Source organism: Lachnoanaerobaculum sp. ICM7, from assembly GCF_000287675.1.
Classification (GTDB): domain Bacteria; phylum Bacillota; class Clostridia; order Lachnospirales; family Lachnospiraceae; genus Lachnoanaerobaculum.
This window is the reverse complement of the sequence record NZ_ALJL01000016.1, coordinates 199405-212762: the sequence shown is the minus strand read 5'-3', so window position 1 is coordinate 212762 and position 13358 is coordinate 199405. Positions and strand designations below refer to the sequence as shown.

The window sequence follows — 13358 nt, the reverse complement described above, 5'->3', positions numbered from 1 at the left end:
TTAGGAGAGACATAGATGAAATTAGAGTATAAAAAGCGTATATATTGGTTGCTTAGGTTTATACTTATTGTATGCGTAGTCAATGTGTTGACAGGATTCTATGAGATGTGTAGTACAAGCAAAAACGCAAATGCAAACCAAATCATATGGAAAGGCAAGAGATATAATAGGGACGAGACCGGATATAACAGTATAGATGAGATTAAATATTTGGTGGATATACCGACAGATTGTGATGTAAAAGATATTTGGGCGGTGGCAGGTTATTATGCAAAGGATGACAGTGAGTGTGATACAAGACTGAAAGAACTTAAGAATATATATGATGAAGGGGGAGTAAAGGCTATAGTAGATGAAAGAGTTATTTATAAATAGCAAAGGGGGTAATATTAAATATGATTATAAGGACAGAAGGGAAGGAGAGGCACAATTATTTACTAAATAGAAAAAAAATCTCACTTTTAATATTTGCTTTGTTTCTAATATTTTCTAGTACTATGGTATCAAATTTGATTAATAAAACAAATACTCAATGGGAGTGGGTAATCAAACCAAGTTTATATAAAGATATAAGTTTTTTAGAGGGGAACTTATTTAAATTTTATAAGAACAGTGGAGAAGTTTGTATTATTGATGCAAGTACCAAAGATATCTATGAGTATCCGCTTTTTGATGATATTGATTTTGATAGAGAAAATGTATTTATTGCGAATAAAAATTCTTCTTTTTTCTATGTTGACAAAGCAGGTAACAAGTTATCGGATAAAACTTATGAAAACATATATTCTTTTAAAGATGGTTTATCAGCAGTTAAGCTTAAGGGTTTGTGGGGATTCATAGATAAAAACTTCAATCAGGTTATTGATTTTAATTTTTATGATGTACATTTATTTTATGAAAATTATGCTGCGGTTATGGATAAGGATAATAAATGGGGGTTTATAGATATAAATGAAAATATAGTAATAGACTTTCAATATGATGAAGTAATGGATTTTCATGAGGGCTTGGCAGCTGTTAAGCAGGGGGATAAATGGACTTTTATAAACAATAAAGGAATTGTAGTAACAAATACTTTTTATGATGAAATTAGTGATTTACATGAAGGTTTTGCTGCTGTAAAAAGGCAAGATAAATGGGGCTATATAGACAAAAATGGTAAAGAGGTCATTGAGTGCAAATATGATGATGCACATAATTTTAGTGAAGGTCTTGCTGCTGTTGCAATTAATAATTATTTGGATGACGGTTATATTGCATGGGCCTACATAGATACTACGGGAGACATTGTGATTCCTTTTTACTCATACAGTGCTATAAGTGGAGTTTCTTTAATTATTGGTGAATTTCATGATGAAAAAGCCTTTGTAACAAAAGATTTAGTATCTGTTATAGGGAAGACTGGAGAAAATATTTTTCGAGGTAATTCCTTGTTTTTTGTTTCAAAAGCAAAATATTATAAAGAACATTCAGCAATGATTGGCTACATTTACTCAGATTCAAGTATGAAGATTAGAAAGTACGGTCTTTTGAATTTAGAGGGAGAGGAAGTATTAAAACCAATATTTGATTACATAGAAGATATATATGGAGAATATATGATAGTTGCTGACATAAAGAATGGAACAGATATGAACTATGGCATAGTTAGAATAAAATGAAATATATTATGGCTATCTATGACTACGGAAATGGAAAAGAAAAAGTAATAAAAGAATATGGGAAAATATATTTTAGAAAATTATTTGATGTATTTTAGTGTAAGTATTATCACTCGGGATATTATTTGAGAATTATCTTAAACAAACCTTGCCGGAGATGTAAATCTAGGCATTAACCTTCTTAAAGTCGGCAAAGACATGGAAATAATAAAGGATAGAGATCGATATGAAGAGTAATATTAAATTTCCGGGGTTATTTTTAGTATTATGTATATTAATATCAGGATGTATGGGCTCCTCATTTAATAAAAAAATAAATATCAATAATATAAAAAGTGATCTAAATGGATTTTATAAAAAATTTTCAACTGATTATTTAAATGAAGAGATAACAGTTGTTAATAAAGACATAATAGGCTGGGATGGGGAAGTAGTAAAATATATAGATGCAAATAATAAAGTGTCAAGATGTACTGTAATAATTTACGGAGAAGATGAAAAATTAACTTCAGAATATTATTTTATAGATGGTTATACATATGTAACAATATTAAAAGAATACTATGCATATCATATATATTATTCATATAACAGACCGATATATATAATGTACAGAACATTTGATGAGGTAGTTATTTATGATAGCATGCTTTATAAGCTTGTAAATGGAGAATTTATCAAAAAAATATAGAAGATATAAAAATGCCTTATACATCATTACAGGAGATAAATGAAGCGATAGGTGAGTGAGATGAGAAATGTATCAATACTTTCATAATCAGTATGTCAGCATACTTGACTTATAATAAGTATATTACTATAATGGATGTAGTTTTAAAAACTACATTAAACGGAGTTGAAAAATATGACATATAGATTAATTGGGGATAGTTGTACGGATTTGGATGAGAATCTAAAAAAGGATGAAAATATAAAAATTGTTCCGCTTACACTTGAAATCGGGGACTATCAGGTTATAGATGACGAGAAGTTTGATCAAAAAGACTTTATAAAGAGAATGGCCGAATCGAAAATAGGACCAAAAAGTGCCTGCCCGTCACCGGATGCTTTTAAAGAGGCCTTGGAATGTGATACGGATATGGCATTTATCGTTACTCTTTCAGAGCATCTTAGCGGAAGTTATCAGAGTGCCGAGATCGGAAAGAAACTTTACGAAGAGGAATATGAAAAAAAGAATATTTTAGTGCTTTCGTCAAGGTCGGCATCTGCAGGGCAGTATAGACTTATGCTTGAGCTTGATAAATTATGTAAAGAAGGTCTTAGCTTTGAAGAGATTTCAAAGAGAATGATTAAGCTTAGAGATGAGATGAAGACATATTTTGTTTTGGAGTCTCTTGATACACTTAGAAAAAACGGAAGGCTTTCGGCGGTGAGTGCATTTATAGCCTCAGCTTTAAATATCAAGCCTATTATGGGTGCCGTAGACGGTGTGATAGTAAAAAAAGACCAGCAAAGGGGTATGCAGAAAGCTTTAGCAAAAATGGTTGAGCTTGCTATATCTGAAGCGGGGGAAAACACATCTGAAAAGGTTGTATGCATTACTCATATAAATAATGAAGAAAGAGGCGAGAGTGTAGCTAAGCTTTTCCGTGACAGCAATAAATTTAAGGATGTTAAGGTTGTAAACGGTGCAGGAGTTGCCACTTTGTACGCAGGTGACGGCGGAATAGTTCTTGCAATCGGATAGGTCAAAAATAAACTGAAGTACACAATAATAAATTGTGTACTTTTTTTGGATTTATGATAAACTTACTTTATAATGTATAGATATTAGAACGATATGTATGCTTTAATTAAAATATTAAGCGAGGGGTATATGAATTTACTTGAGGCAAGGGATGTATTGGAGAAAAGAGGTCAAAAGTTATTAGAGGAACTTTACGGAAAATCCGGAGTTGATGATAATTTAAAGAGATATGAAGCTGTTTTAAATGGATTTTTAAAGGAATTTGGAGAAAAGGATGTTAAAATGTTTTCATCTCCCGGAAGAACCGAGATTTCAGGAAACCATACGGACCATAACAACGGCAAGGTACTTGGAGGAAGCATAAATCTTGACTGTGTAGCGGCGGCGGCAAAAAACGACTCCGACTTTGTTAATATAATAAGTGAGTCGTTTTCACAGAAGTTTAGAGTGAATATAAAGGATATTGAGCCGGGAACAGATAAGATAGGTACAATAGAACTTTTGAAGGGAATACTGGCAGGATTTGAACAAAGGGGTGCAAGTATCGGCGGTTTCGATGCCTATATTACAAGCAATGTAATTTCAAGTGCAGGGGTAAGTTCCTCAGCCGCATTTGAAACTTTGATTTGTCAAATAATAAATACTTTATTTAATGAAGGAAAACTTTCAAAAACAGATTATGCCTATATCGGAAAATATGCGGAGAACAATTATTGGGATAAGGCAAGCGGACTGCTTGATCAGATGTGTTGTGCTTATGGAGGGCTTATAAGCATAGACTTTGCAAATCCCGATTTACCGAAGGTTGAAGAGATTGATTTTGACTTTGCGGGAGCAAAGCATGATCTTATAATCGTACAGACAGGAAGAGGACATGCAGATCTTTCAGCCGACTATTCTTCAATACCTGCAGAAATGAAAAAGGTGGCGGAGTTTTTCGGAAAGTCTACATTATCTGAAGTGGATGAAAATGAATTTTATAAAAATCTTCCAAAAATAAGAGCTTTTGCAGGTGACAGAGCTGTACTTAGAAGTATTCATTTCTTTGATGAGAATAAGAGAGTCGATAATGAGATAAAAGCATTAAAGAGCAGTGATTTCGATTCTTTCTTAAAGAATATAACAGACAGCGGAAACTCGTCATGGAAATATCTTCAAAATGTATATACAAATGCCGCACCGAATGAACAGGGGATTACAGTGGCACTGGCTTTATCCGAGAGATTCCTTAAAGAAAAGAATGTTGGGGCAACCAGGGTTCACGGTGGAGGATTTGCAGGGGTTATTATGGCGATGGTTCCTGAAAATTACAGTGATGAGTATGTTTCATATATGGATAAATTCCTTGGGAAAGGATCAAGTTATAAGATGAAAATCAGACCTTACGGGTCTATATGTTTGGATGAAATGATTTAAAGGAGGATAAATGAACGAAGAACAATATTCGATAGCATGTCTTATTGTCGGAATACTGAGCTGTGTACTTTGTTGCATGTGTTTCGGACTTCCGCTTGGAATAGTAGGTATAGTACTTTTTGTTTTGTCGACAAGGAACGGACATGGAATAGATGTAAAGGCGGGTATAGGACTTGCTTTATCTATTCTGGGCTTTATACTTTCAATTGTTGCGGCATTTATAATAATAATAGGATTGTTATCCTCATATGATAACGACTACAGCAGCTATCGTGATAACAGTAATCCTTTTGAATATTTTATTGAAGAGTATGGTGATTCATTGGATTATGATGACAGTGATGAATATCAGAATCTTCCATACTATTTTGATGAAAATGAAGATGAACAAATAAATGAACTATAATATGGATAAGGAATAAACTTATGAAATGCCCTTTTTGCCAGGCGCAGGATACAAAGGTTATTGACTCTCGTCCTGCGGATGACAATTCTTCAATAAGAAGAAGAAGGCAGTGTGAGAGCTGCAATAAGAGATTTACCACATATGAAAAACTTGAGACTATTCCTCTTATGGTAATTAAAAAGGATGACAGTAGAGAAAACTTTGACAGGTCAAAGATAGAGTATGGCATCATCCAAAGTTGTCATAAGAGACCGGTCTCCACTGTTGTAATAAGAAAAACGGTGGATGATATAGAAAACCAAATCTATTCTATGGAAGTCAGTGAGATACCTACCAGAAAGATAGGTGAGCTTGTGATGGAAAAATTAAAGGAACTGGACGAGGTTGCATATGTAAGATTTGCATCTGTATACAGGGAGTTTAAGGATGTAAATACTTTTGTAGATGAGATATCAAAGCTTTTAAAGAAATGATTTTTATGAATAAACTTTTTCCGGATTTACACAAGAAAGATATATATGAGATAGACTATAGGGGGCTTTATAATAAGGGATTCAGAGCTGTTCTTTTTGATATAGACAATACCTTGACCACTCATGGAACAAAGGCTGACAGGTCAAATGTTGAGTTTTTTAAATCTCTTAGGGAAATAGGATTTAAGACCTGTCTTATTTCAAACAATAAAGAAAAAAGAGTTTCACCGTTTGCAAAGGCGGTCGGATCGCCTTATATATATAAGGCTGACAAACCTTCAAAAAAGGGCTATATAAAGGCAATAAATACTTTGAATGTAAAAAAAGAACAGACTTTTTTTGTTGGAGATCAGATTTTTACGGATATATGGGGAGCAAATAATGCAGGGGTTTACTCTGTTCTGGTGGATCCGATAAGCCCGAAAGAAGAGATACAGATAGTCATAAAAAGGTTCTTTGAAAGAATTGTACTTTTCTTTTATAAAATTAAGATAGATAAGGTGAAAAAGAATGATTAGTGCTGATACAAAAGTTTACGGCATCATAGGAAATCCCGTTTCACACAGCCTTTCTCCGATTTTACAAAATACTTTGGCTAAAGAAATGAATATAGATATGAGCTATTCGGCATTTCATGTGACTGAAAATATCAAAGAGGCCATAAAAGGCGCTTTTGCATTGGATATTAAGGGTTTTAATGTAACTATTCCATATAAAAAGGACATGCTTGATATAGTTAGCGATATTGATGAAAGGGCTAAAAAAATAGGTGCAATAAATACTCTTATAAAGACTGAAAAAGGTTATAAGGGATACAATACGGATATTATCGGGCTTGGAATGAGCCTTTATAATAATAGTCTCAGTATAAAGGGTAAGGACATAATTATTTTGGGTGCGGGAGGTGCCGCAAAGGCTGTACTTTATCTGGCAATAGAAGAGGGTGTAAAATCAATTACTCTTGTAAACAGAAATATTTCAAAGGCAAAGGAACTGAGGGCGGAGGTCGGTATTAAAGATATTTCCGTTATTTCTTTGGATGATTTGAAGTCAAATATAAATCTTTTGGATAAGGATAATTATTTTGTATTTCAGACCACGAATGTAGGTATGCATCCGAATGTTGAAGATTGTATAATAGAAGAAGAGGCATTTTATGAAAAATGCAACTCGGGTATCGATCTTATCTATACGCCTTTTGAGACTACATTTATTAAGAAGATGAAATCAAAAGGAAAGATTTGTATAAACGGTCTGGATATGCTTATTCTTCAAGGCGTTGCAAGCTTTGAGATATGGAATAATATTAAAGTGAAAAAAGATACTATAGAAAAAGTAAAAGTATTGTTGACAGAGAAACTTAGAGAGAGAATGCAATGAAAATTTTGGTGATAAACGGTGTGAATATGAATTTCCTCGGAATAAGAAATAAGGAGGTTTATGGAAACAAGGACTACAGCTATCTTTTGAAAATGATTGATAAAAAGGCAAAAGAACTTGGCGTAGATGTGGAATGCTTTCAGAGTAATCACGAGGGTGCCATAGTTGACAAGCTTCAAGAGGCATATTTTGAAAAACCTGCAGGAATAGTTATAAATCCTGCAGCATTTACGCATACAAGTGTAGCTATAAGAGATGCTCTTGAAAGTCTTGATTGTATTAAGGTAGAGGTACATATATCAAATATTTCAGAAAGAGAAGAGTTCAGGCATAAGTCACTTACACAGCCTGTATGCACAGGGCAAATAGCAGGACTTGGGCTAAGCGGATATACTCTTGCAATGGAGTACATAATAGAGCAAACTAAGTCTTGATTTGACATCAAAATTGTTATAAAATAGTTCAAGTATCGCATGAAAGTTTTTAGGAGGAAATATTAATGGTTTCAGCAGGTGATTTTAAAAATGGTTTGACATTGGAGATTGAGGAAGGACAGGTTTTTCAGATTCTTGAATTCCAGCATGTTAAGCCGGGAAAGGGAGCTGCATTCGTTCGTACAAAAATCAGGAATGTAATTACAGGTAGCGTTGTTGAAAGAACTTTCCGACCTACTGAGAAATTCCCACAGGCAAGAATAGACAGAGCCGATATGCAGTATTTATATGCAGACGGAGATATGTTCAACTTTATGAATGTTGAGACATATGATCAGATCGCACTTAATGCAGACAAGGTTGGAGATGCGTTGAAGTTCGTAAAAGAGAATGAGATGGTTAAGATATGTTCATTCAACGGTAATGTATTCTCTGTAGAGCCACCTTTATTTGTAGAGTTGGAGGTTACAGATACAGAGCCGGGATTTGCAGGAAATACAGCACAGGGCGCTACAAAGCCGGCAACAGTGGAGACAGGTGCAGTTGTTTATGTTCCATTGTTTGTAAATCTTGGTGATAAGATTAAGATTGATACAAGAACAGGTGAGTATTTATCAAGAGTTTAAAATTTTCAATGTTTGACGGTCATCTTGACCGTCTTTTTTGTAGTTGAGTTGCACAGTATAATGCATAAAAATAAATTATACAGACTGGAGATATATGAAGACAATTATTGAATTGATTTCCGATGAGCTTAAGTCTGCATTTGCAAAATTGTCATATGATGAAAAGTACGGAAAGGCCAATATTTCAAACAGACCTGACCTATGTGAGTATCAATGCAACGGCGCAATGGCGGCAGCTAAGGAATATAAGAAAAAACCTATTGATATAGCAAATGAGGTTGTTGAAATTCTAAAGGAAAGTGAGAGCTTTGAAAAAATTGAGGCTATTATGCCGGGATTTATCAATATAAATATAAGCAATACTTTTATAGAGAAGTATGTGAGAGAAATGTCAAACTCACAGAAGTATGGTATAGAACTTGATAATCCTGCAAAGAAAATAATAATCGACTACGGCGGTGCAAATGTTGCTAAGCCGCTTCATATCGGTCATTTACGTTCGGCTATAATCGGTGAGAGCTTAAAAAGAATGGGAAGATTCTTCGGTAATGAGGTAATTGCGGATGTGCACTTAGGTGACTGGGGTCTTCAAATGGGGCTTATAATAGAAGAGCTTAGAGAGAGAAAACCTGAGCTTGTTTATTTTAAGGAAAACTATGACGGAGAGTACCCAAAGGAAGCGCCTTTTGGTTTAAACGATTTGGAGGAAATATATCCTGCAGCTTCAAAAAAGTCAAAGGTTGATGATAATTTTAAGCAAAGAGCACAGGAAGCTACTTTGGAACTTCAAAAAGGTTACAGACCGTATAGGGAGATTTGGAAGCATATAATTAACGTATCTGTAGAAGACTTAAAGAAAAACTACAGCTCACTTTTGGTAGACTTTGATCTCTGGAAGGGTGAGTCTGATGCAGATCCTTATATACCGGATTTGATTAAAGATCTGGAAGACAGAAAAATTGCAAGAATTTCTGAAGGTGCCTTGGTAGTGGATATAGCTATGGAAGGCGATAAGAAGGAATTGCCGCCTTGTATAATAAGAAAATCAGACGGTGCGGCACTTTATGCCACATCGGATCTCGGTACTTTGGTGGAAAGAGAAAAGCTTTATTCACCTGATGAATATATCTATATTGCGGATAAGAGACAGGAACTTCACTATACACAGTTTTTCAGAGTATCAAGAATTGCAGGAATAGTTCCTCCAAATCACGAGCTTAAATATATAGGTTTCGGTACAATAAACGGTAAAGACGGAAAGCCTTTAAAGACCAGAGACGGCGGTGTGGTTCGTCTTGAGACTGTAATTAAGGATATTGAGGATGCAGTATTTGCAAAGATAAAGGAATCAAGAGACGTATCCGATGTGGAAGCAAGAAATACCGCCAAAATCGTAGGACTTGCGGCTATTAAATATGGAGATCTCAGCAATCAGGCTGCAAAGGATTATATATTTGATATCGACAGATTTATATCATTTGAAGGAAATACCGGACCTTATATTTTGTATACAATAGTCAGAATAAAGTCCATACTTGAAAAGTATTATGAAAGCGGTTCAAGGCAGGTCAGTCTTAATGACTTGAGTGTTCCGGTAGAAGATATACATAAAAAGCTTTATATGGAATTGTCGCAGTTTAATGAAGTTATGAAATCTGCATGGAATGAACTTGCACCACATAAAATATGTCAGTATATTTATGCGGTTTCAAATACATTTAACTCATTCTATCATGAAATAAAGATACTTTCTGAGGCTGATGAGAAAAAGAAAAAAGGATACCTTGCAACAATTCTTCTTACAAAAGAATTGTTGGAGTCCGCTATAAATTTGCTTGGAATAGAAGCACCGGATAAAATGTAACATTTGCTCCTACCGAATTCTGAATTTGGTAGGAGTTTTTTTATTTGGCAAAAAAAATATTTTTGCTATATTATTTTTATTTAGATTGAATTTTTCTGTATAAAATTATAGACTGGAAGTAACATATTAATGCAGAGATAGAGAGAATTTTATTAATAAATATTTGTAAAAAATCCTTGCTTTCCGTAATGCAAAAGGATGTATACAAAAAAATACAATATAAATTCTTGAAAATCGTCTGTAACTTTGTACAAATATGGTATAATAAAAGAAAATAAGGGTGGAAAAATGCTTCAAACGGCAGTATACCGAAAGACTAAGAATTGCTTTGGTTTCTTGGTTTATTTGTGCGTCAGGAGATTATGTATCGCTTTAAAATAATCTGAAAATTGACAATTGATTTGACTTGTTTTACACAAATTACTGCCTGGTTTCTTACATTTGTTTACCCGGATAGAAGAGGAGAAAAATATGGGATTAGCTACATTTATTGGTGGTGTACATCCATATGAGGGCAAGGAACTCTCAATGGAACATCCGATAACGGTACTACAACCAAATGGAGTTGAAATGGTGTTCCCGTTAAGCCAACATATCGGTGCACCTGCAAAACCCTTGGTGGCTGTCGGAGATGAAGTGCTGGTCGGACAAATCATCGCAGAGGCGGGGGGATTCATATCAGCCAATGTGGTAAGCTCGGTGTCCGGAAAAGTGAAAAAGATCGAACCCAGAAGAGTGGCAAACGGTTCAATGGTAAATTCTATTATCATTGAGAATGATAAGGAATATCGTGCCGTAGAAGGTTTTGGGAAAAAAAGAGACTATACAAAACTTTCTAAAGATGAAATCAGAAAAATAGTGAAAGATGCAGGTATTGTCGGACTCGGAGGAGCCGCTTTCCCTACGCATGTGAAGCTTTCACCAAAGAACGAAAATGAGATTGATTACATCATTGTAAACGGTGCGGAATGTGAGCCTTATCTTACAAGTGATTACAGACTTATGATGGAAGAACCTGAAAAACTGGTAGAAGGCTTAAAGATTATACTCAGGCTTTTCCCGAATGCAAAAGGTATTATAGGTATTGAAAATAACAAACCTGAAGCTATTGCAAAAATTAAAAAACTTGTACAAAACGAATCAAAAATAGAGGTTGTGGAGCTGTATACAAAGTATCCGCAGGGTGGTGAGCGTTCACTGATTTTTGCTTGTACAGGAAGAAAGCTAAACTCAAGTCTTTTGCCTGCAGATGTAGGCTGTATTGTCGACAATACGGATACGGTCATTTCGATATATAATGCGGTAGCCGAGTCTACACCTCTAATCAGAAGGATTGTAACTATAACAGGTGATGCCGTTACTACTCCACAGAACTTTAAAGTAAGAACCGGTACAAATTATCAGGAGCTTATTGAAGCGGCAGGAGGTTTTAAGACCGAGCCTAAAAAGGTGCTTTCAGGTGGTCCTATGATGGGACAGGCTTTGTTTACTCTTGATATTCCTGTTACCAAGTCATCATCTTCAATTACAACTTTTGTGGAAGATGAAGTTGAGGAAAATCCTGAAACACCATGTATCAAATGTGGAAGATGCATTGATGTGTGTCCAAGCTATCTTGTGCCTGTTCTTATGATGGATAAGGCGTTAAATGACGATACTGAAGGGTTTGAAAAGTTAAACGGTATGGAATGTGTTGAATGTGGCTCATGTGCTTATGTATGTCCTGCAAAGAGACCACTTACTCAAGGATTTAAATATATGCGTCAGGCTGTTGCAGCAAAGAGAAGAGCTGAAGCGGCAAAGAAGGAGGGGAAATAATGGCAGGCAAATTTAATGTTTCATCATCTCCTCATGTAAGGGATAATTCATCCACAGCAAATATCATGAAGGATGTTTGTATTGCAATGATACCTACTTTGGCATTCGGTTGCTTCCAGTTCGGTTTATCTGCGCTTATCGTGGTTATATGTACAGTTCTTGCATGTGTACTTGCTGAATATTTATACGAAAAAATAATGAATAAGCCTGTAACTATCGGAGATTTTTCCGCTGTGGTTACCGGACTTATATTGGCTCTTAATATGCCGCCTCAGATTCCTGTTTGGATGCCTATACTTGGCGGTGTATTTGCAATAATTGTTGTAAAGCAGCTTTACGGCGGACTTGGACAAAACTTTATGAACCCGGCTTTGGCTGCAAGATGCTTTATGCTTATATCATTTGCAGGAAGTATGACAAATTTCAGCTCTGTGGCTATGAAATATGATTCATCATCTACACCTACGCCTCTTGCTTTCTTAAAGGCAAAGGGAATTACAGATGCACTTGAGCAGTATAATCTTGTAAATATTTTTCTCGGTAGGATACCCGGAACAATAGGAGAGGTTTCAACTATCGCTTTACTTATCGGTGCAATTTATCTTGTGGTAAGAAAGGTTATTTCTCTTAGAATACCGCTTATATATATTGCGACAGTGGCTGTATTTGTATTCTTATTCGGTGATCATAATCCTACAACTGTTTTATACCATGTGCTCAGCGGAGGTCTTATATTCGGTGCGTTCTTTATGGCAACAGATTATGTAAGCAGTCCTGTTACAAAAATGGGACAGGTGTATTTTGCGATATTTATAGGTATACTTACAGGTTTATTCAGATTATTCGGCGGCAATGCGGAGGGAGTTTCCTACGCTATCATCATAGGTAATGTGGTGGCTCCGCTTATAGAGAAGGCAACATTGCCGAAGGCATTTGGAAGGGAGGCAAAGAAGGCATGAAAAAACAATCAGGATTTGTAAAAGATGCGATTATTTTATTTGCTATAACCCTTATTTCGGGCCTTGTACTGGGATTTGTATACGATATAACAAAGGCTCCTATAGCGGCTGCGGCAAAAGCGGCAAAGAATGAAGCTTATGCTGTTGTTTTCCCGGAAGCCAAAGACTTTGAAGAAAATGAGGCCGATACGGCAAAGATTGCAGAAACTGCAGATGAGATTGCAGGTAAGGGCTTCGGACATTCAAATATTGATGAGGTTGTTACCGCAAAGGATGAGTCCGGAAACAATATAGGCAGAGTTATAACATCAACATCAAAAGACGGATATAACGGTACAGTACAAATATCCGTAGGTATAAAGTCTGACGGTACTGTGGTCGGAATAACATTCCTCACACTGGAAGAGACACCGGGTCTTGGTATGAGAGCGGCGGAAAAGTCTTTCTACGGTCAGTATGCAAATAAAAACACAAAAGAATTCAAGCTTGTAAAGGGTGCTGCAAGTGCAGATGATGAGATATCGGCTATAAGCGGATCTACCATCACAAGTACAGCTGTTACCAATGCTGTCAATGCGGCACTTTACTTTAACTCAATATTGGAATAAGGAGG

General features: G+C 35.5%; 14 protein-coding genes and 1 pseudogene. All 15 read left to right on the top strand.

Features of this window, described 5'->3' with window-relative positions; translation table 11 throughout:
- Positions 1–15: 15 nt before the first annotated feature.
- Positions 16–357 (top strand): annotated as a pseudogene (locus HMPREF1140_RS03700) (hypothetical protein); the annotation flags it as partial.
- 38 nt (positions 358–395) lie between these two features.
- The gene (locus tag HMPREF1140_RS03695) at positions 396–1661 is read left to right on the top strand and encodes a WG repeat-containing protein (protein WP_035619818.1); all 1266 of its coding nucleotides are present in this window, start codon (positions 396–398) and stop codon (positions 1659–1661) included.
- 226 nt (positions 1662–1887) lie between these two features.
- Positions 1888–2352 (top strand): hypothetical protein, encoded by a 465-nt coding sequence (locus tag HMPREF1140_RS03690; protein ID WP_009662406.1) that lies wholly within the window; start codon positions 1888–1890, stop codon positions 2350–2352.
- 174 nt (positions 2353–2526) lie between these two features.
- Positions 2527–3369: a DegV family protein gene (locus HMPREF1140_RS03685; RefSeq protein WP_009662608.1), complete on the top strand. Its 843-nt coding sequence runs from the start codon at positions 2527–2529 to the stop codon at positions 3367–3369.
- Between the two features lie 129 nt (positions 3370–3498).
- Entirely contained in the window at positions 3499–4785 is a 1287-nt protein-coding gene (locus HMPREF1140_RS03680) for a galactokinase (protein ID WP_009662670.1), read from the top strand.
- Between the two features lie 10 nt (positions 4786–4795).
- Positions 4796–5191: a DUF4190 domain-containing protein gene (locus HMPREF1140_RS03675; protein WP_009662705.1), complete on the top strand. Its 396-nt coding sequence runs from the start codon at positions 4796–4798 to the stop codon at positions 5189–5191.
- 20 nt (positions 5192–5211) lie between these two features.
- Positions 5212–5664 carry a transcriptional regulator NrdR gene (gene nrdR / locus HMPREF1140_RS03670; RefSeq protein ID WP_007591373.1) on the top strand — a complete coding sequence of 151 codons (453 nt, stop codon included), beginning with the start codon at positions 5212–5214 and terminating at the stop codon, positions 5662–5664.
- Positions 5661–6182: a YqeG family HAD IIIA-type phosphatase gene (locus HMPREF1140_RS03665; protein ID WP_035619816.1), complete on the top strand. Its 522-nt coding sequence runs from the start codon at positions 5661–5663 to the stop codon at positions 6180–6182. The genes nrdR and HMPREF1140_RS03665 overlap by 4 nt, the downstream gene beginning before the upstream one ends.
- A complete protein-coding gene (gene aroE / locus HMPREF1140_RS03660; RefSeq protein ID WP_009662713.1) occupies positions 6175–7044 on the top strand; it encodes a shikimate dehydrogenase in 870 nt (289 codons plus the stop codon). The genes HMPREF1140_RS03665 and aroE overlap by 8 nt, the downstream gene beginning before the upstream one ends.
- On the top strand, positions 7041–7478 hold the full coding sequence (gene aroQ / locus HMPREF1140_RS03655) for a type II 3-dehydroquinate dehydratase (protein WP_009662636.1): 438 nt from the start codon (positions 7041–7043) through the stop codon (positions 7476–7478). Before aroE ends, aroQ begins: the two co-directional genes overlap by 4 nt.
- A gap of 65 nt (positions 7479–7543) precedes the next feature.
- Complete coding sequence (gene efp, locus HMPREF1140_RS03650) at positions 7544–8104, top strand: elongation factor P (RefSeq protein WP_007591379.1); 561 nt, start codon at positions 7544–7546, stop codon at positions 8102–8104.
- 94 nt (positions 8105–8198) lie between these two features.
- Entirely contained in the window at positions 8199–9968 is a 1770-nt protein-coding gene (gene argS / locus HMPREF1140_RS03645) for an arginine--tRNA ligase (RefSeq protein WP_009662660.1), read from the top strand.
- 471 nt (positions 9969–10439) lie between these two features.
- Positions 10440–11786 carry an electron transport complex subunit RsxC gene (gene rsxC, locus HMPREF1140_RS03640; protein ID WP_009662513.1) on the top strand — a complete coding sequence of 449 codons (1347 nt, stop codon included), beginning with the start codon at positions 10440–10442 and terminating at the stop codon, positions 11784–11786.
- Positions 11786–12745: an RnfABCDGE type electron transport complex subunit D gene (locus tag HMPREF1140_RS03635; protein WP_009662483.1), complete on the top strand. Its 960-nt coding sequence runs from the start codon at positions 11786–11788 to the stop codon at positions 12743–12745. Before rsxC ends, HMPREF1140_RS03635 begins: the two co-directional genes overlap by 1 nt.
- Positions 12742–13353, top strand: coding sequence for an RnfABCDGE type electron transport complex subunit G (locus HMPREF1140_RS03630; protein WP_009662426.1), 612 nt, complete (start codon positions 12742–12744; stop codon positions 13351–13353). Before HMPREF1140_RS03635 ends, HMPREF1140_RS03630 begins: the two co-directional genes overlap by 4 nt.
- The last annotated feature ends 5 nt before the right edge of the window (positions 13354–13358 follow it).